17 protein-coding genes are annotated in these 19,704 nt (G+C 65.6%); 1 reads left to right on the top strand and 16 read right to left on the bottom strand.

Annotated features, from left to right (window positions below; genetic code table 11):
- Positions 1–45: 45 nt before the first annotated feature.
- From C4S71_RS02845 to C4S71_RS02835, 3 genes are read right to left on the bottom strand one after another with little or no spacing between them, the layout of a single operon-like run.
- Entirely contained in the window at positions 46–1,551 is a 1,506-nt protein-coding gene (locus tag C4S71_RS02845; RefSeq protein ID WP_422666834.1) for an aldehyde dehydrogenase, read from the bottom strand.
- Positions 1,548–3,005 (bottom strand): aspartate aminotransferase family protein, encoded by a 1,458-nt coding sequence (locus C4S71_RS02840; RefSeq protein WP_103968149.1) that lies wholly within the window; start codon positions 3,003–3,005, stop codon positions 1,548–1,550. The genes C4S71_RS02845 and C4S71_RS02840 overlap by 4 nt, the downstream gene beginning before the upstream one ends.
- Before the next feature lie 11 nt (positions 3,006–3,016).
- The gene (locus tag C4S71_RS02835) at positions 3,017–3,778 is read right to left on the bottom strand and encodes a gamma-glutamyl-gamma-aminobutyrate hydrolase family protein (RefSeq protein WP_103968148.1); all 762 of its coding nucleotides are present in this window, start codon (positions 3,776–3,778) and stop codon (positions 3,017–3,019) included.
- Between the two features lie 238 nt (positions 3,779–4,016).
- On the opposite strand from C4S71_RS02835, the gene C4S71_RS02830 reads away from it, so the two are divergent.
- The gene (locus C4S71_RS02830; protein ID WP_103968147.1) at positions 4,017–5,393 is read left to right on the top strand and encodes a glutamine synthetase family protein; all 1,377 of its coding nucleotides are present in this window, start codon (positions 4,017–4,019) and stop codon (positions 5,391–5,393) included.
- A 96-nt stretch (positions 5,394–5,489) separates the two neighbouring features.
- On the opposite strand, the gene C4S71_RS02825 is transcribed toward C4S71_RS02830, so the two are convergent.
- The 13 genes from C4S71_RS02825 to hemA all read right to left on the bottom strand — a co-directional run bounded on the left by C4S71_RS02825 (position 5,490) and on the right by hemA (position 19,526).
- Positions 5,490–6,071: a glycine zipper 2TM domain-containing protein gene (locus tag C4S71_RS02825; RefSeq protein ID WP_086509873.1), complete on the bottom strand. Its 582-nt coding sequence runs from the start codon at positions 6,069–6,071 to the stop codon at positions 5,490–5,492.
- Positions 6,072–6,263: 192 nt separating this feature from the next.
- Complete coding sequence (locus tag C4S71_RS02820; RefSeq protein WP_103968146.1) at positions 6,264–7,556, bottom strand: NAD(P)/FAD-dependent oxidoreductase; 1,293 nt, start codon at positions 7,554–7,556, stop codon at positions 6,264–6,266.
- Positions 7,557–7,581: 25 nt separating this feature from the next.
- On the bottom strand, positions 7,582–8,424 hold the full coding sequence (locus C4S71_RS02815) for an ABC transporter permease subunit (protein ID WP_086509875.1): 843 nt from the start codon (positions 8,422–8,424) through the stop codon (positions 7,582–7,584).
- The gene (locus C4S71_RS02810) at positions 8,424–9,332 is read right to left on the bottom strand and encodes an ABC transporter permease subunit (protein ID WP_103968145.1); all 909 of its coding nucleotides are present in this window, start codon (positions 9,330–9,332) and stop codon (positions 8,424–8,426) included. Before C4S71_RS02810 ends, C4S71_RS02815 begins: the two co-directional genes overlap by 1 nt.
- A 27-nt stretch (positions 9,333–9,359) precedes the next feature.
- The gene (gene potA, locus C4S71_RS02805) at positions 9,360–10,436 is read right to left on the bottom strand and encodes a polyamine ABC transporter ATP-binding protein (RefSeq protein WP_103968144.1); all 1,077 of its coding nucleotides are present in this window, start codon (positions 10,434–10,436) and stop codon (positions 9,360–9,362) included.
- Between the two features lie 170 nt (positions 10,437–10,606).
- Positions 10,607–11,710 carry a polyamine ABC transporter substrate-binding protein gene (locus C4S71_RS02800; RefSeq protein ID WP_103968143.1) on the bottom strand — a complete coding sequence of 368 codons (1,104 nt, stop codon included), beginning with the start codon at positions 11,708–11,710 and terminating at the stop codon, positions 10,607–10,609.
- 228 nt (positions 11,711–11,938) lie between these two features.
- Complete coding sequence (locus C4S71_RS02795; protein WP_086509879.1) at positions 11,939–13,285, bottom strand: glutamine synthetase family protein; 1,347 nt, start codon at positions 13,283–13,285, stop codon at positions 11,939–11,941.
- A gap of 37 nt (positions 13,286–13,322) precedes the next feature.
- Entirely contained in the window at positions 13,323–14,618 is a 1,296-nt protein-coding gene (locus C4S71_RS02790; RefSeq protein ID WP_103968142.1) for an NAD(P)/FAD-dependent oxidoreductase, read from the bottom strand.
- Between the two features lie 220 nt (positions 14,619–14,838).
- Positions 14,839–15,600, bottom strand: coding sequence for a HesA/MoeB/ThiF family protein (locus C4S71_RS02785; RefSeq protein WP_086509915.1), 762 nt, complete (start codon positions 15,598–15,600; stop codon positions 14,839–14,841).
- Positions 15,601–15,605: 5 nt separating this feature from the next.
- Positions 15,606–16,106 (bottom strand): winged helix-turn-helix transcriptional regulator, encoded by a 501-nt coding sequence (locus C4S71_RS02780; RefSeq protein ID WP_086509881.1) that lies wholly within the window; start codon positions 16,104–16,106, stop codon positions 15,606–15,608.
- Positions 16,107–16,286: 180 nt separating this feature from the next.
- Entirely contained in the window at positions 16,287–17,159 is an 873-nt protein-coding gene (gene prmC / locus C4S71_RS02775; protein ID WP_304481821.1) for a peptide chain release factor N(5)-glutamine methyltransferase, read from the bottom strand.
- Between the two features lies 1 nt (position 17,160).
- Positions 17,161–18,249 (bottom strand): peptide chain release factor 1, encoded by a 1,089-nt coding sequence (prfA, locus tag C4S71_RS02770; RefSeq protein ID WP_103968141.1) that lies wholly within the window; start codon positions 18,247–18,249, stop codon positions 17,161–17,163.
- Positions 18,250–18,260: 11 nt separating this feature from the next.
- Complete coding sequence (hemA, locus tag C4S71_RS02765; RefSeq protein WP_103968140.1) at positions 18,261–19,526, bottom strand: glutamyl-tRNA reductase; 1,266 nt, start codon at positions 19,524–19,526, stop codon at positions 18,261–18,263.
- Positions 19,527–19,704: the final 178 nt, after the last annotated feature.

The raw sequence follows: 19,704 nt of genomic DNA, 5'->3' as shown, positions 1-19,704 counted from the left end.
ACCTGCCACGGCCGCCGGCTCATCCCCTGCCGATTTCTGACAGGATCAACTTGGTTGCAGCGACATCCATACGCTCTTGAGCTCGGAGTACTCCTCCAGGCTGTGATGCGACTTGTCGCGCCCGTTGCCCGACTGCTTGACCCCGCCAAAGGGCATGGTCTGGTCGCCACCCGCCCAGTTGTTGACGAATACCTGCCCCGACTGCAGCCGCCGCGTCACGCGCATGATGCGGTCGATGTCCTGGCTCCACAGTCCCGCCGCCAGGCCGTAGGGGGTGTCGTTGGCCATGGCCACCGCCTCCTCTTCCGTGTCGAAGCCGAACACCGCCAGCACCGGACCGAAGATCTCCTCGCGGCCGATGGCCATCTGCGGCGTGACGCCGTCGAACACCGTGGGCGGGATGAACAGCCCCGGGCCGTCGATGGTCTTACCGCCAGTGCGCAGCCGCGCGCCCTCTTCCACGCCCTGGCGGATGTAGTCGAGGATGCGACGATGCTGGGCCTCGTCGACGATGGCGCCCATGAAGCTGTCCGGGTCCAGCGGATCGCCCGGCTGCATGTTCTCGGCGGCCTTGAGTACCCGCTCGACGAAGTCGTCGCGAATCGTGTTCTCCACCAGCAGTCGGGAGCCGGCGATGCACACTTCGCCCTGATTGTGGAAGATCGCCGCGGCGGCGTGGCTGGCCACCGTGTCGAGGTCCTTGCAGTCGGCGAAGACTAGATTGGGCGACTTGCCGCCGCACTCCAGGTAGACCCGCTTGAGGTTGGACTGCCCGGCGTACTGCATCAGCTGCTTGCCCACCGCGGTGGAGCCGGTGAACGCCAGGCAGTCGACCTCCATGGAGAGCGCGAGTGCCTTGCCCACGGTGTGGCCGAAGCCCGGCAGCACCTGGAACACCCCGCGCGGGATGCCTGCCTCCTGGGCCAGCTGGGCCAGGCGCAGCGCGGAGAGCGGCGACTTCTCCGAGGGCTTGAGGATCACGCTGTTGCCGGCGGCCAGCGCCGGGGCGATCTTCCAGGCGGTCATCATGAGCGGGAAGTTCCAGGGTACGATGGCCGCCACCACGCCGATGGGCTCACGCAGCACCAGCGCCAGGGTCTCCTCGCCGGTGGGCGCCACCTCGCCGTAGAGCTTGTCGATGCACTCGGCCTGGTAGCGAATGCAGGCGATGGCGCCCGCCATGTCGCCTAGCGAACTCGAGATGGGCTTGCCCATGTCGAGGGTGTCGATCAGCGCCAGCTCGTGCTTGTTGGCCTCCATCAGATCGGCCAGGCGCAGCAGGGTCTTCTTGCGCTTGCCCGGCGCCAGGCGCGACCAGGCGCCGTCGGCGAAGGCCCGGCGTGCCACCGCCACGGCACGCGCGGCATCGGGCTCGTCGCAGCTGGCCACCTGGGCCAGGATCTCGCCGGTGGCCGGATTGCGCGACTCGAAGGTGGCGCCGCTTTCGGCAGCGACGAAGCTGTCGTCGATGAAGGCGCGCGATTCGAACGAAAGCTCGGCGGCCCGGGCCTGCCAGTCGGCAAGGGTGCGAGGGGTTGGCGTACGGCTCACGATCGGGACTCCTCTATTGATGGCTGGATCATGATGGCTGGACCATCCGCCTGTTCGCGTGCGGCCAGTCGCCTCGCGGTCTCGTCCAGCGCCTCCCAGGCCAGGCGGACCAGCTCATCGATCTCGGCGCGGGAAATGACCAGCGGCGGCGAAATTATCATCGTATCACCCACCGAGCGCATCACCAGGCCATGATCGAAGCAGATGTCGCGACACAGGGTGCCGACACCAAAGCCCTTGGGGAACCGCGCTTTGTCGAAGCGCTCGCCGGTGTCGGGGTCGATCAGCTCCAGTGCCCCGATCAACCCCAGCGAGCGCACCTCGCCCACCAGGGGGTGATCGGCCAGGGTGGCCCAGCGCTCGGCGAGATAGGGTCCCACGTCATCACGCACCCGCTCGACGATGCCCTCGGCCTGCATCAGCTCGAGATTCTTCAGCGCCACGGCAGCGCACACCGGATGCCCCGAATAGGTGAAACCGTGGAAGAACTCGCCGCCGCGCTCGATCAGGGTCTCGGCGACGCGGTCGCCCACCAGCACGCCGCCGATCGGCAGGTAGCCGGACGAGAGCCCCTTGGCGATGGGCATCAGATCGGGTTTCAAATCGTAGTGAACGCTGCCGAACCATTCCCCCAGCCGGCCAAAGCCGCAGATCACCTCGTCCACTACCAGCAGGATGTCGTACCTGGCCAGCACCTCCTTGACGGCCGGCCAGTAGCTTTGCGGCGGGATGATGGCGCCACCCGCGCCCTGCACCGGCTCGGCGATGAAGGCGGCGACGTTCTCCTCGCCGAGCTCCAGAATCTTCGCCTCCAGGGCTGCAGCGCACTCGCGGCCGAACGCTTCCGGGCTGGTATCGCGCCCTTCTCCAACCCGTCCTTCTGCAAACCTTCCCTCACCAAACCAATAGGGCTGCCGCACATGGGCGATCTTGGGTACCAGAGGACCGCCCTGGGCATGCATCGGCGCCATGCCGCCAAGGCTCAGGCCGGCCACGGTGGAACCGTGGTAGGCATTCTCGCGGGCGAGGATCCATTGCTTGTCGGGCTTGCCTTCCAGGGCCCAGTAGCGGCGCACCATGCGCAGTACCGTGTCGTTGGCCTCGGAGCCCGAGCCGGTGAAGAACACCCGGTTCATGTGCGCCGGCGCCAGCCGGCACAGCATCTCGGCCAGCTTTACCGCCGGCGGATGGGTACTCTTGAAGAAGTTGTTGTAGTAAGGCAGTTCTCGCAGCTGCGCAGTGGCCGCCTCGACCAGCTCCTCGCGGCCGTAGCCCAGGTTGACGCACCACAGCCCGGCCATGGCGTCGAGGATGCGGTTGCCCTCGCTGTCATGGATGTAGACGCCCTCGGCGTGGGTGACGATACGGCTGCCCTCCTCGCCCAGCGCCTTGAAGTCGGTGAAGGGGTGCAGGTGGTGCTCCCGATCCAACTGGCGGTAGGTCTCGGTATGCATGGCTCCCCCGATCAACTCGTCAAGGCCAGTGAGCGCTCGCCGCAGTGCTCGCGGCAGGCGGCGGCGAAACCCTTGAACAGGGCGTCGTAGAGCGGGTGCTCCCGCGGCTGCCATTCGGGGTGCCACTGCACGGCCAGGGCAAACCCCGGCACCGCGGCCACCGACACTGCTTCGATCAGGCCGTCCGGTGCACGGGCCTCCACGGCAAGCCCGCCGCCCAGCCGGTCGATGCCCTGCTGATGCAGCGAATTGACCCGCGCGTGGGGCTCGGGATGCAGTGCTGCCAGGCGGCCGCCGGGCACGATCTCGATATCGTGGGCCGGTGCGTAGCGAGTGGCGTAGTCGGCTTCCGGCTCGCGGTGATCGGCAAGGCCGGGCACGTTCTGCACCGCCTGATGCAGCGTGCCGCCATAGGCCACGTTGAGCTCCTGGAAGCCGCGACAGATACCCAGCAGCGGCAGGCCCCGCGTCACGGCAGCGGGTATCCAGGCCAGCGCAGCGGCGTCGCGATGCGGGTCGTCATGCGTGTTTTCCGGTGCCCGCTCGGCGCCATAACGCGCAGGCTCGACGTTGGAGTAGCTGCCGGTGAGCAGCAGGCCATCCAAGTGGCCGAGCAGATCGCCGTCGGCGGCGTCCTGCCACACCGGCAGCACCACCGGCGCCATGCCGTAGGCGCGCAGAGCGCTCAGATACTTGTCGGTCACCACATGAGCGGGATGCCCTTCGACTTCGCGACGACAGGCGATGACCCCCACCAAGGGACGGCTCGGCATGACAGCCTCCTCAAATCAGACGATGAAAAAGCGACGAGTGTTGATTAAACTTTCCACCAAGCCAGAGAAAAAATCCACCCCAACGGCAAAATCCTCGGAATAAACCCAAGGAAAACCTAGCCAACAAGCCAACGACCGCTATCCTGGCCCGAACACTAGCGTAAAGGATTTGACAACAACGACACGGCATCGAAAGATAGAGCGAAACCGGACATCTCAACACACAACAGGTGCTGCCATGCCGTCGCCAAGTGCAGATCAGGCCCGCGAGTTCCTTGACCGTCATCCCGACATCGACAGCATCGATCTGCTGATCAGTGACCTCAACGGCGTGATGCGCGGCAAGCGCATTCCCCGTGAGAACCTGGACAAGGTGTACCATCAGGGCATCAACCTGCCGGCCTCGGTGTTCGCCCTGGACATCAACGGCCATACCATCGAGGCCACCGGCCTGGGTCTTGCCATCGGCGACAGCGATCGGGTCTGTCGACCGGTGACAGGCACGCTGATGCCGACCCCGTGGCTGCGCGGCGGGCGCCAGGCGCAGCTGCTGATGACCATGGTCGAGCGCGACGAGAGCCCCTTTTTCGCCGACCCGCGCCAGGTGCTGTCACGCCAGCTGGAGCGGCTGAGCGAGCGCGGTCTGGTACCGGTGGCAGCGGTCGAGATGGAGTTCTACCTACTGGACAGGGAGCGCACCGCCGAGGGCCGGATCCAGCCGCCACGCTCGCCCCGCAGCGGCGAACGCGCCACCCAGAGCCAGCTCTACTCCATCGGGGAACTCGACGAGTACGCCGACTTTCTCGACGACGTGCGCCGGGCCGCCGAATGCCAGGGCCTGCCGCTGGACACCACGCTCAAGGAATGTGCACCGGGTCAGTTCGAGATCACCCTCGGTCACTGCGACGATGCGCTCAAGGCCTGCGACAGCGCCGTGCTGCTCAAGCGATTGATCAAGGGCGTGGCGCTCAATCACGGCTTCGAAGCCACCTTCATGGCCAAGCCCTACGGCCTCGAGGCCGGCAACGGCACCCATGTGCATCTCAGCCTGCTGGATGACTCCGGGCGCAACGTCTTCGCCGCCGAAAACGGCGACCCGCTGGGCAGCGAAACGCTGCACCGGGCCGTCGCGGGGCTGCTCGAACTGATGCCGGCCTGCATGGCGATCTGCGCACCCAACCTCAACTCGTTCCGCCGTTTCCAGCCGGGGCTCTACGTGCCCATGACCCCTACCTGGGGCTTCGACAACCGCTCGGTGGCCCTGCGCATCCCCTCTGGCTGCAACGACGCCAGGCGCATCGAGCATCGCGTCGCCGGCGCCGACGTCAACCCCTACCTGCTGCTGGCGGTACTGCTGGCCGGCATCGACTACGGCATCGACCGTCAGCTGACGCCGCCCGCCCCGGTCGAAGGCAACGCCTACGAACAGTTCGAGCCCACGCTGACCAACAGCTGGCAGCAGGCTCTCGATCTGCTCGAGGCGAGCGAACCGCTCAAGGCCGCCCTGGGCGCCGACTTCGTCCACGTCTTCCTGGCCAATCGTCGGGCCGAGCGCGAACAGGCCATGCAGGCGGTGAGCCAGTTGGAGTATGCCTGGTACCTGCGTCACGTTTAACGCAGCAGGCCTGACCGAGAGAGGCAGCAAGCCGCCAAACGACGCCCCGGCCGGGGCCGGGGCATGCATGACGGGAAAGATCACGAAGGGAAGGTATCAACCATCCGCACTGGCCAGCGGCAGGTCCCAGCGCGGCTGCCCCTCGTCGAGCAGCACGCGGTTGCCCTGGGGCCGGTGATCCAGCCGCGAGACCTCGGTCAGTTCACCGTGACGCCAGGTCACGTCGTAACCGACGGTCTCCTCGGAGCTGTCCATGACGGTATGGCATTGACGCTGCGTGGTGGTATAGGTCTGGGTCTGGTTGGCCTCGATACGGCCCTGGATCTCGCGTCCGGCGTAGCCTCCGCCGACCGCCCCTGCCACGGTGGCCAGGGTCTTGCCGCTGCCACCGCCGACCTGATTGCCCAGCAGGCCGCCCACCACGGCTCCCGCCGCGGTGCCGGCGATGCGATGCGGATCGCGGCTGGGCGCCTGCGCCTGCTGGTGCACTACCACGTCCTCGCATACCTCGCGGGGCGTCTCGACGCTGCGCGTTACCGGCTGTACCGCCACGACCTCGGCAAACTGGGGGCCGCGCTCCTGCGGCTCCTGGTCCTGCTGCACTTGCCACGCGCCCAAGGCCAGACCACCCAGACCGAGCACGCTCAGCGTGGTTCCGATCACGATCGATTTATTCATGAGACTCCTCCTGCAGGACGCCACGCGCCCCGGGCTGACAAGGCTCGGCTCGATACGATGTGGAGGAGAGACGCAGGGCGGCGACTCCATGCCGCCCGTGGGATACCTTCAGTATACGGCGTCGAGGCAAGGCAATAAGCGTAGCGCAGCGGCTTTCACTTTTTTTGTCCCGGTGTCAGCCCTTGGCGACACTCACCAGCCGAGCCGGTCCCGCGTGGCGTAGTACCAGGCGCCCAGCGCCGAGAGCGGTACCCGCAGCAGCCGCCCGCCGGGAAACGGCAAGTGAGGCAGGCCGGCGAAGGCATCGAAGCGCGCGCTCTCGCCGCGCATCACCTCGGCGATCAGCCGACCCGCCAGGTGCGAACAGGTCACCCCGTGGCCCGAGTAGCCCTGCGCGTAGTAGACGTTGTCGTTGAGCCGGCCGAACTGGGGCAGGCGATTCAGCGTCATCAGGAAATTGCCGCTCCAGGCGAAGTCGATGCGCACTTCGGCAAGCTGGGGAAAGGTCTTGAGCATCTTGGGTCGGATCACCGCGGCGATGTCTGCCGGATCCTGACCGCCGTAGTTGACCCCGCCGCCGTAGAGCAGGCGCCCGTCGGCGGTGAAGCGGTAGTAGTCGAGCAGATAGTTGCAGTCTTCCACCGCCATGTCGTTGGGAATCAGCTCGCGGCGCAGCGCTTGCGGCAACGGCTCGGTGGTGACGATCTGAGTGCCGCAGGGCATCGACTTGCTCTCCAGTTCCGGCAGCACCCCTTGCAGGTAGGCATTACCGGCCATCACCACGCGCCGGGCGCGTACGCTGCCACGCGGGGTGGTCAGCGTCACCGTCTCGCCGTGACGCACCCCGCTGACCGGAGTCCGTTCGTGAATGACGCCGCCCAGCGACTCGAAGGCGGCCGCCTGACCCAGCACCAGGTTGAGCGGGTGCAGGTGGCCGCCGGAGTGGTCCACCAGGGCACCGGTGTAGCGCTCGCTGCCGATCTCGCGCTTGTAGGCCTCGCCCTCCAGCAGCTCGAGCTCGTGGTTGCCGAATCGCTCCCACAGCGCCTTGTGCTCGCGCAGCCCCTCGAGCTGCTTGCGGTTGCAGGCGGCGAACAGATTGCCGTTCTTGAGATCGCAGGCGATGGCGTACTGGCGGATGCGCTCGCGGATGATGCGGTTGCCCTCGAAGGCCATGTCGCCCAGGGCGCGGGCGGTCTCGGTACCGTACTTGGCCTCGATCACGTCCATGTCGCGGCTGTAGCTGTTGACGATCTGACCGCCGTTGCGCCCCGAGGCGCCGAAACCGACCCGGGCGGCTTCGAGCACCACCACGTCATGCCCCTGCTCGGCAAGATGCAACGCCGACGAGATCCCGGTGAAGCCGGCCCCCACCACGCACACCTCGCACTCGATGTCGCCTTCGAGGGCGGGGCGCTCGGGCGAAGGGTTGGCCGTGGCGGCATAGTAGGACGCCACGTGCTCGGCGTTGGCACTGCTCGACATAGCTACCTCACACTCAACGAAAAGGTTATCGACCCGCGGTCATATCCTGGAGCATGGCCTGCCTGCGCTTGGCCTCACTGCGCCGCATCATGTACCAGGCAAGGAAGGTGGCCAGCGACACCGCCAGGATGATCAGCGTGGCCAGGGCGTTGATCTTCGGCGAGACGCCGAGGCGCACCGAGGAGAACACCACCATCGGCAGCGTGGTGGCGCCGGGGCCTGAGACGAAGCTGGCGATCACCAGATCGTCCAGCGACAGGGTGAAGGCCAGCAGCCACCCCGCCGCCACGGCCGGCGCGATCATCGGCAGCGTGATCTGGAAGAAGGTGCGCACCGGCCGCGAACCGAGATCCATGGCGGCCTCCTCGATGGAGAGATCCAGCTCGCGCAGGCGCGACGCCACCACCACCGCCACATAGGCGCTACAGAAGGTGGTGTGGGCGATCCAGATGGTGACCATGCCGCGGTCCGCCGGCCAGCCGATGGTCTGCGCCATGTGCACGAACAGCAGCAGCAGTGACAGCCCGGTGATCACCTCGGGCATCACCAGCGGCGCGGTGACCATGCTGGACAGTGCCGTCTTGCCGCGAAAGCGGGTGAAACGCACCATCACGAAGGCGGCCAGGGTACCCAGGCACACCGCCATGGAAGCCGAGAAGAAGGCGATGCGCAGGCTGGTCCATACCGCCGAGAGGATCTGCTGGTCGCGAAACAGCTCCAGGTACCAGCGGGTCGAGAACCCCGCCCACACCGTCACCAGGCGTGACGCGTTGAACGAGTAGATGACCAGCACCACCATCGGCAGATAGAGGAACAGCAGCCCGACGATCAGCATCACGGTAGTGAAGGATGGCTTGCGCATGGTCATCACTCCTGAAGCTCACGGGACTGATAGCGATGGAACAGGGCGATGGGCACGATCAGGATCGCCAGCATCACCATCGCCAGCGCCGAGGCCACCGGCCAGTCGCGGTTGTGGAAGAACTCCTCCCACAATACCTTGCCGATCATCACCGTATTGGGCCCGCCCAGCAGCTCCGGTATCACGTACTCCCCCACCGCCGGTATGAACACCAGCATCGAGCCGGCGATGATGCCGCCCTTGGACAGCGGCAGGGTCACCTTAAGGAAGGTATTGATCTTGCGCGAGCCGAGATCGGAAGCCGCCTCCAGCAGCGAGCCGTCGAGCCGGGTGAGATTGGCATAGAGCGGCAGCACCATGAACGGCAGGTAGGCATAGACGATGCCCAATATCACCGCGAAGTTGGTGTTGAGCATGCGAATTGGCGAGTCGATCAGCCCCGCCCAGATCAGCAAGTTGTTGATCAGGCCATTGTTGCTGAGGATGCCCATCCAGGCGTAGACGCGGATCAGAAACGAGGTCCAGGAGGGCAGCATCACCAGCAGCAGCAGCACCAGCTGCCAATGGACCGGTGCCCGGGCCATGGCATAGGCCATGGGGTAGCCGAGCAGTAGGCACAGTACGGTGGCCAGCAGCGCGATCTTGACCGAGCCCCAGTAGGCCGCCACGTAGAGCGTATCGGTGGCCAGGAAGAGGTAGTTGCTGAAGGTGACGACGACGTTCAGCGTCTCGTGGGCATAGTCGAAAATGGGGCTGAACGGCGGCACCGCAATGGCCGCCTCGGAGAGGCTGATCTTGAGCACGATGCCGAACGGCAGCAGAAAGAACAGCGTTAGCCACAGCAGCGGCACGGCGATGACCCAGCCGCGACCGGGCTTGAGCCACCGTCGCAGGCGAGCGATACGGTTGGTCATGAGTTTTCCCCTGGCTCCGGCGATGGCTCAGTCGTGCAGGATGACGGCACTATGCTCGTCCCAGTGCACGAAGACCGACTCGTCCCAGCGCGGCCTGTCGCCGCGACGTTCGGTATTGGCCATGCTGGCCTTGACCAGCTGACCGCTCTCGAGACGCACGAAGTAGACCGACAGGCCGCCCAGGTAGGCAATGTCCTCGACCACCCCGGCCTCCCAGTTGCTGTCGCCCTGCGGCCGTTCGCGGGTGAGGCCGGTCTTCTCCGGACGCAGCGCGACCCATACCCGACGCTCGTCGGCCTGGGTGCTGACCCCATGGCCGATACGGATCGGGCGGCTCAGCGCCGGGCTCTCGATCACGCAGTGATCGACCTCATCGACCACGATGTCGCCCTCGAACAGGTTCACCGAACCGACGAACTCCGCCACCATGCGGTTGGCCGGGCTCTCGTAGACGTCCATGGGAGTGCCTACCTGGGCGATCCAGCCATCCGACATGATCGCCACCCGGTCGGCCATGGTCATGGCCTCCTCCTGGTCGTGGGTGACCATGATGCAGGTCACGCCGACCCGCTCCAGGATCTGCACCACCTCGAGCTGCATCTCGGTGCGCAACTTCTTGTCGAGCGCCCCCATGGGCTCGTCGAGCAACAACAGCTTGGGCCGCTTGGCCAGCGAACGCGCCAGCGCCACCCGCTGGCGCTGGCCACCCGAGAGCTGATGCGGCTTGCGCCGGGCATAGGCTTCCATGTGCACCAGCTTGAGCATCTCGGCCACCCGCTCCTCGATCTCGCGGCGAGGCAGCCGGTCCTGCTTGAGACCGAAGGCGATGTTCTGTGCCACCGTCATGTGCGGGAACAGTGCATAGGACTGGAACATCATGTTGATCGGCCGCTCATAGGGCGGCATGGTGGTGATGTCCTCGCCGTCGAGCACGATCTGCCCTTCGCTGGGCTTCTCGAAACCGGCCAGCATGCGCAGCAGCGTCGACTTGCCCGAGCCCGAACCGCCCAGTAGCGCGAAGATCTCGCCGCGGCGGATCGACAGGCTGACGTCATCCACCGCCAGCACGCCGTCGAAGCGCTTGCTGACGCGACGGATCTCCATCAGCCCCTCTTCCCTTACCGGTCGCGGCTTGCCGGGTGCGGCAGCGCTTTCGACCGCTCCTTCGGTGGCTCGCCGCACAGGCTCCGAAACGTGTGTCTGGGTCTGCGGCATCGCAGCGCCTCCTCTAGCCAGACCAGAACCAGCCGGCCCGCATGGGCCGGCATGAAGCCTCACATGCCGGACTTGACCCGGTTCCATACGCGGGTGCGTACCCGCTGCACGGCCAGCGGCTTCTCCTCGGCCACGTAGAGGTTGTCCATCACCTCCTGGTCCGGGTAGATGGCCGGATCGTTGAGGATGTCGGGATCGAGATACTCGTTGGCGGCGATGTTGGGGTTGGCGTAGACCACGTACTCGGTGATCGCGGCCGCGATCTCGGGCTCGAGAATGAAATTGATGAAGGCATGAGCGTTGTCGGGGTTCGGCGCATCGGCGGGAATCGCCATCATGTCGAACCACAGCGCCGCGCCCTCCTTGGGAATGATGTAGTCGATGGTGAAGTCGCGCCCGGCCTCCTCGGCGCGGTCGGCGGCCTGGAAGATGTCGCCGGAGTAGCCGGCCGCCACGCAGATGTCACCGTTGGCAAGGTCGGAGATGTAGCGCGAGGAGTGGAAGTAGGTGATGTTGTCGCGCACGGCCGCAATCAGATCGCCGGCCGCCTCGAGGTCGGCCGTCTCTTCGGAGAGCGGAGAGAGCCCCAGGTAGGCCATGGCCGGCGAAAGCATCTCGTCGCCGGAATCGAGCATCGAGATACCGCAGCCGCCCTGGCGCAGCGCCGTGGTGATCTCGGGGTCGAAGATCAGCGCCCAGGAGTCGAGCGGCGCATCGTCGCCGAGAATTTCGGTGACCCGCTCGACGTTGTAGCCGATGCCGTTGGTGCCCCACATGTAGGGAATGGAGTAGCGGCTGCCGGGATCGATGAACTCCAGGTCGTCCAGCAACTCCGGGTTGAGGTTGGCCATGTTGGGCAGCTTGTCGTGATCGAGTTCCTGGTACACGCCGGCGCTGATCTGGCGGGTCAGGTAATGGTTGGAGGGTACCACCACGTCATAGCCGGAACGGCCCGCGAGCATCGCCGCGTCGAGGACCTCGTTGCTGTCGTAGACGTCATAGATCACCCGGATGCCGGTGGCTTCGGTGAACTTCTCCAGGGTGTCCGGGGCGATGTAATCCGACCAGTTGTAGACCCGCACCTCGTTGGCCTGGACGGCAGCAGCGGCCATGGCCAGAGAACCCAGCGCGACGGCCAGGGACAGCTTGCGTTGACAGGACATGATGGCACCTCGTGTTTGCATTGTTTTGTCTGCACTGTTTCCGTGAGCCCGACCATGTCATCCGCCGGGCATTCTTCCTACTCCATTAGGCTCTGTACGAAAACTGTCTGCGCTCGCCCATACGGCGTTAAAAATCGGCTCAAAGTACTCATTTACACCCCGTAAACTCCGTCTTTTCGCCGATTTTTGCCTTGTCTGGCCATCGCTCGCCGACTTTTCGTACAAAACCTAGACGCTCAGCAGCAGAAACTCCCTCTCCCACGAACTGATCACCTTCTTGAAATTCTCGTTCTCCACCCGCTTGACCGCCACGTAGCCGGTGACGAAACGATGGCCCAGGTACTGCTCGAGCTCGCTGCAGTTCTCCATGCGCTCCAATGCCTGCTCCAGGGTGAACGGCAGCCGCAGGTTGCGTCGCTCGAACGCCCGCCCCTGCACCGGTGCAGAAGGGTTGAGCTGCTGTACCATGCCCAGATAGCCGCACAGCAGGCTGGCCGCGATGGCCAGATAAGCGTTGGCGTCGGCCCCCGGCAGACGATTCTCGATGCGCCGGTTCTGCGGCGACGAATCGGGAACGCGCAGGCCGCAGGTGCGATTCTCCTCGCCCCACTCCACGTTGACCGGCGCCGAGGTATCGGGCAGGAAGCGACGGAAGGAGTTGACGTTGGGCGCCATCAGCGGCAACGCCTCGGGGATGAAGCGCTGCATGCCGCCGATATGGTGCAGGAACAGCTGGCTCATCGAGCCGTCCTCGTTGGCGAACACGCTCTTGCCGGTGGTCGCATCCAGCACGCTCTGATGAATGTGCATGGCACTGCCGGGCTCGTTGGTGATCGGCTTGGCCATGAAGGTCGCCACCACGTCGTGCTTGAGCGCGGCCTCGCGCAGGGTGCGCTTGAACACGAATACCTGATCGGCCAGCATCAAGGGGTCGCCGTGACGGAAGTTGATCTCCATCTGGGCGGTACCCTCTTCATGGATCAGGGTATCGATGTCGAGCCCCTGGATCTCGCACCAGTCGTACATGTCCTCGAACAGCGGATCGAACTCGTTGGCGGCATCGATGGAGAACGACTGTCGGCCGGTCTCCTGGCGCCCACTGCGACCGATGGGCGGCAGCAGCGGCAGGTCGGGATCCTCGCAGCGCTTGGTCAGATAGAACTCCATCTCCGGCGCCACCACCGGCTTCCAGCCCTGCTCCGCGTACAGCGCCAGCACCTTCTTGAGCTGATTGCGACAGGAGAGCTCGATGGGGTTGCCCATCTTGTCGTAGCAGTCGTGGATCACCTGGGCGGTGGGCTCCAGCGCCCAGGGCACCGGGTAGACCGCCGAACTGTCGGGCCGACACAGCATGTCGATATCGGCCGGGTCGAGCAGCGAGTAGTAGAGTTCGTCCTCGACGTAATCGCCGGTGACGGTCTGCAGCAGCACGCTTTCAGGCAGACGCATGCCCTTCTCGGCCATGAACTTCGACACGGGGGTGATCTTGCCACGGGCGATGCCGGTGATGTCGCTGACCAGACACTCCACCTCGGTGATGCGTCGTTCCTTCAGCCAGCTTTCCAGGTCTTTCATGGGAACCTCGTTGCGGCTCTTGCCGAACCTGTCGTCGTTATAGTCGGTCACGCAGTTTGTAGAATGTGGTCGCCAGCACCAACAGCGGCGTGCGCAGACGCTCGCCCCCCGGGAAGCGACGGTGTGGCATGGCGGCAAAGAGGTCGAAGCGCTCGCTCTGACCGGCAATGGCTTCGGCCAGGAGCTTTCCAGCCAGCCCGGCCAGCGCCATGCCGTGCCCCGAGTAGCCCTGGGCATAGTAGACGTTGGCGCCGAGTCGGCCGAAGTCCGGTGCCCGATTGAGCGTGATGGCCACGTCCCCACCCCAGCGGTAGTCGATGCGCACGCCCTCGAGCAGCGGGAACAGCCGCGCGATCTTGGCATCCATGCGCCGCTGCAGGCCACGCGGCTCGCGTCCATCGTAGCTGACCTCTCCACCATAGATCAGTCGCTTATCGGCCGACAGGCGATAGTAGTCGAGCACGAAGTTGGCGTCGGAAATGGCATCGTTGTACGGCAGCACCTGGCTGGCCCGCGCCTCGCCCAGCGGTTCGGTAGCAACGATGTAGTTGGCCGCACGCATGATGTGGCCGTCCAGCTCCGGCAGCAGCCGGCCCAGGTAGGCGTTGGCCCCCACCACCACGAAGTCGGCGGTTATCTCGCCGCGCTCGGTCACCACGGTGGCCGGCTGGCCGCGGCGCACGTCCAGGGCCGGGCTATGCTCGTGGATCGCCACCCCGGCCTGCTGGGCGGCACGTGCCAGGCCCAGGGTATAGTTGAGGGGGTGCAGATGCCCGCCTTCGCTATCGAACAGCGCGCCGGGGTAGGCGTCGGTGACCACCCGCTCACGCAGCGCCTCGCCTTCGAGCCAGGCCAGCGCCTCATAGCCATAGTCACGCGCCATGCGCTCCTGAAACTGACGCAACTCGCGAACGTGACGCGGCTTCACCGCAGCATGCAGGTAGCCCCAGGCAAGATCGCAGGGAATCGCATGGCGCTCGATCAGCTCCGCCGTCAGACGTACGGCCTCGCGGCTCATCTCCCACACCTGGCGGGCCCGCTCACGGCCCAGCGCCTGCTCCACGGTGGCGATATCGGTTCCCAGGCCGGGCAGGATCTGGCCGCCGCTGCGCCCGGAAGCGCCGAATCCGATCTCATGGGCTTCGAGCAGAGCCACCGAGTAGCCGCGCTCGGCCAGGTGCAGCGCCGCGGAACAGCCGGTGATGCCACCGCCAACCACACAGACGTCGACGCGCTGGTGCCCGCGCTGCGGTGGGCACGCCCGGTCGAGACGTACCGCCACCGAGTCTCGGTAGTAGGAGGCGGGGCTTGCAAACTGTGCGGCATCGGCCATGCAACGAATCCTGGAGCGATCCAGCTTGTGGTTGCTTTAGTCTGGCATCATACCAACGGGGAGTGTCAAGTATCCAACAACGATATTTTCCGGACGATTCTCTTGGGTGAGCCTCGAATTTCAGAAAAAATATTTTAAATCAATAAATTAAGAAACAAAAGTCGTGACGTCACGTAACCCTACGGTTTCGCGTCACGCAAAACCTGTCAAATAATAACCATCACCCACTCTTCTCGGTGCCGGCACAGACTGGACAGGCGGGATCTCGCGGAACCTGGAAGTGACGCCACTGCCCCGTCATGCCGTCGAAGGTGGAGAGCCCGCGGTGCGGGCTGCCGGCGCCGCTGAGCAGCTTGACCGCCTCCAGCGCCTGAAAGCAGCCGATCAGTCCCACCAGCGGCGCCACGACGCCATTCTCGGCACAGCGCAGCTCTTCGTCGCCGCCCTCTCCCGGCGGGTAGAGGCAGGCGTAGCAGGGGGCAGCCGGATCGCGCGGATCGAATACGGCGAGCTGCCCCGAGAAACGGATCGCCGCTCCCGACACCAGCGGCACACCGGCTCGGCGGCAGGCGGCGTTGATGGCGTAGCGGCTGGAGAAACGGTCGGTACAGTCGAGCACCAGGTCGACGTCGGCCACCACCGCATCGAGCGCAGCCTCGTCGAGATGCGCCTCGATCACACGAATGTCGCAACCCGGATTGAGCGCCAGCGCCGAGTCGCGTGCGGAGCACGCCTTGTTACGCTGGAGATCGGCCATGCCGTGAGCGATCTGTCGCTGCAGATTGGAAAGCTCAACTGCGTCGGCATCGGCCAGGATCAGGTGGCCAACGCCGGCAGCGGCCAGGTAGAGCGCTACCGGCGAGCCCAGCCCACCGGCGCCTACCACCAATACCCGCGAGGCCAGCAGGCGCTCCTGCCCCTCGATGTCGATCGCGTCCAGCATGATCTGCCGGCTGTAGCGCAGCAGCGCCTCGTCGTTCATGGCCATTACTTGCCTTCGAGCTCCTCGATGTCGGGAACGTAGAGCGAGAACTCCTCCTTGACCTCCTCCATCACCACGTAGCTCTTCGACTCCTTGACCCCGGGAAGGGTCAACACCACGTCGCCGAGCAATTGACGGTAGGCGGCCATTTCGGGAATTCGGCACTTGAGTATGTAATCGAACTGCCCCGACACCAGATGACACTCCTGGATCTGGGGCAGACGGGAGACTGCGCGACGGAACTCGTCGAACACCGCCGGCGACTGGGTCTCCAGGCTGATCTCGACGAACACCAGCAGATTGGCCTTGAGCGAGCGCGGATCGAGCACGGCCTTGTAGCCGCGAATGACGCCGGACTTTTCGAGCCGCTTGACGCGTTCCAGGCAAGGCGTGGTGGAAAGGCCTACCTGGGCGGCCAGGTCGACGTAGGAGATGCGGGCGTTCTCCTGCAGACAGCGCAGGATCTTGAGGTCGATACGGTCCAGTGAGCGGGTCTTGGTTTTCATTGTCGTGTCGAGGGATGCCGATTCAGAGTGAGTGAAGCGTCGCCATGACAGCAAATCGACCTGAAAATGCGCGGCAATCAGGAGCAGTGCTGGTGTTCGGTGTCACAAACATGTCGACATTTGGAATTATTTCCTGAACAGGTGTACCACAGCCCCCGCTCCCCCTCCAGTACCGCCTCCTCAACGTTTTGGCATGAACCGACCGAAGGTGATGCGCTCCCGCCCTCCCAGGTCCTGGCGACTGGCCACTTCGACATATCCGCAGCCGCGCAGCAGGTCGCGCACGGCGGCCGCCTGGTCGTGGCCATGCTCCAGCGCGACCCAGCCGCCCGGCTCGAGATGACCGACGGCCTGCTCGACGATATGACGCAGATCCGCCAGCCCCGAGTCGGCCGCCACCAGCGCGCTTCTGGGTTCGAAGCGCACATCGCCCTGACCCAGGTGAGGATCGGCGGGGTCGATATAGGGCGGATTGGCGGCCACCAGGGTGTAGCGCTCCCCGGCCAGGGTGGCAAACCAGTCGCTGACCTGAAACCGGGCGTTGCCGATGGCCAGACGGTGGGCATTCGAGGTGGCCAACGCCACGGCCTCGGGCACCCGATCGACGCCAAGTGCCTGCCAGCCGGGGCGCTCGCTGGCGAAGGCCAGCGCAATGGCGCCGGTACCGGTGCCCAGATCGAGCAGCCGCCCCGATGGTTGTACCGCCAGTTCGAGCAGCACTTCCACCAGGGTTTCGGTATCGGGGCGCGGAATCAGGGTATGCGGCGAGGTCTTCAGAGACAGCCCCCAGAACTCGCGCGTACCGGTGAGGTAGGCCACCGGGCGCCCCGACGCCCGAGCGGCAACCAGAGCCTCGTAGCGCGCGCGCTGGAAGGTGGGGGCCTTCCTGTCGCCCCAGGTGTAGAGCCAGGTGCGCTCGACGCCGAGCACATGGCACAGCAGCACTTCGGCATCGAGCCGGGGGCTGGGCGAGCCCGAACGCGCCAGACGCTCGCTCGCCCAGACCAGCAGCGCATCGAGACGGACGCTGCCGTCGGGCACCACGGGCCGCACCTCAGACCTCCTGCTGCAGCGCCGCGAGCTGCTCGGCCTGGTGCTCGTGCACCAGGGGGTCGAGCACCTCGTCGAGCTCTCCGGCCATGACTTCACCCAGCTTGTAGAGCGTGAGGTTGATGCGATGGTCGGTGAGCCGCCCCTGGGGGAAGTTGTAGGTGCGGATCCGCTCGCTGCGATCGCCGGAGCCCACCAGGCTGCGACGGGTATCGGCCTGCTCACGCTGCCGGCTCTCCACGGCGCTCTGCTTGAGGCGTGCGGCCAGCAGCGACATCGCCTTGGCGCGGTTCTTGTGCTGGCTGCGCTCCTCCTGGCACTCCACCACCACGCCGGTGGGCAGGTGGGTGATGCGGATGGCCGAATCGGTGGTATTGACGTGCTGGCCGCCGGCGCCGCTGGAACGGAAGGTGTCCACCCGCAGATCGGCGGGATTGATGTCGACGTCGCCGACCTCGTCGGCTTCCGGCATCACCGCTACGGTACAGGCGGAGGTGTGGATACGACCTTGGGACTCCGTCGCCGGCACGCGCTGTACGCGGTGTGCGCCCGACTCGAACTTGAGCCTGGCATAGACCCCTTCGCCCTTCACCCGCGAGATGATCTCCTTGTAGCCGCCCTGCTCACCGTGACTGGCGCTGATCACCTCGACCTTCCAGCCCTGCTTCTCGGCATAGCGGGAGTACATGCGGAACAGATCGCCGGCGAACAGGGCCGCCTCGTCGCCGCCGGTACCGGCGCGAACCTCGAGAAAGACATTGCGGCCATCGTCGGGGTCGCGCGGCACCAGCAACTGCTTGAGCCTCACTTCCAGCCCTTCCAGCCGCTCCCGGCCCTCTTCCAGCTCCAGTTGGGCCAGCTCGCGCATCTCGGCGTCGCTGTCTTCGGCCAGCTGTGCAGCGTCTTCGAGGTCGCTCTCGGTGGCGCGATAGTCGCGCCAGGCCTCGACCAGGGGCTCGAGCTCGGCATACTCGCGGGAATAGTCACGGAACCGGGGCTGATTGCCGATCACCTCGGGCTCCGCCAGCAGGGCGGCGAGCTCCTCGAAGCGCTCGACGAAGCCATCGAGACGCTGGCGCAGGGTCGCTTTCATGGCGTGTCCTGTCAGATTTTCGTGGATGGGGAGTCCAGCAGCAGCGCCTCGGCAGCGCTGAGCAGATCGCGTCGCTCGCTCCCGGACGCCTCGCGCAGCGCCACCGTGGGGTGGTGCAACAGTCGGTTGGTGAGCTGATGTGCGAGCAGGCGAATCACCTCTTCGGGATCCTCGCCGCGGGCCAGCCGGGCCAATGCCTGACGCTCCGAGAGTTCACGCAGCTCGGACGCCCGGTCGCGGTAGCGGCGGATCAGCTCGCCGCCGCTGCGAATGCGCCGTTCATGCAGCCAGACATGCACGCCATGCTCGATCAGCGCTTCGGCCTGATCGGCGGCCGCCTGGCGGTGACGACGGTTCTCCTGGATCACCTCGTTGAGATCATCGACCGTGTACAGGAAGATGTCATCCAGGTCGCCCACCTCGGGCTCGATGTCGCGAGGAACGGCGATGTCGACCATGAAGATCGGCCGATGGCGACGCTTCTTCAGCGCCCGCTCGGCCATGCCCTTGCCCAGGATCGGCAGCGGTGCGGCAGTGGAAGAGATGACGATGTCGGAGCGCGCCAGGGCATCGGGTATCTCGTTGAGCGAAATCGCCTCGGCGTCGAACTCGCCGGCCAGCAGCTCGGCACGCTCGCGCGTGCGGTTGGCCACGATCATGTCGCGCACGCCGGCCTCGCGCAGATGTCGGGCCACCAATTCGATGGTTTCGCCGGCACCGATCAACAGCGCCCGTGCCCGAGCGAAATCCTCGAAGATCCGGCTGGCCAGGCTGACCGCGGCATAGGCCACCGACACCGGATTCTGGCCGATCCCGGTGCGCGTGCGGACCTGCTTGGCCACCGAGAAAGTGTGCTGAAACAGCAGCTCGAGTTCACCGCCGAGGCCGCTCGCCTGGCGTGCCGACTGATACGCCTCCTTGAGCTGGCCGAGAATCTGGGGCTCGCCCAGCACCATCGAATCGAGCCCGACGGCCACACGCATGAGATGGCGCGCGGCATCGTTGTCCAGATAGTGGTAGGCGCAGGGGGTGAGCTCCTCGAGCTTGAGCCCATGAAAATGGCTCAGCCAGTCGAGAATGGCACGCTCGCCGCTCGGCTCGGTGACGCAGTAGAGCTCCGTGCGGTTGCAGGTCGACAGCACCGCTGCTTCGTGCACCTGGGGAATATGGCGCAGCTGGGTCAGCGCCGACTCCAGCTGCGCGGGCGTGAAGGCGACCCGCTCGCGCACCGCGACAGTGGCCGTCCTGTGGTTGATTCCAAGGGCAAGAAGCGTCATGCGTTAAGCGTCTTCGATGATGTCGGCCGGCGGCAGCGTAAGTGAAAAAAACGTATCTGCGGCGCTGCATTCTATCACAGCCTTTCGCACTCGGCGCCAGCCGCACCAAGCGCGCAATTGACACACGACAAGGCAAACGGCATTCATGACCTGGCCGCCCCGATCGCAGCGATCCCTT

It is taken from the genome of Billgrantia desiderata (genome assembly GCF_900108215.1).
Lineage (GTDB): Bacteria > Pseudomonadota > Gammaproteobacteria > Pseudomonadales > Halomonadaceae > Halomonas > Halomonas desiderata.
Note: the sequence above shows the minus strand (reverse complement) of the source record. Positions and strands in the feature narration are given on the sequence as shown.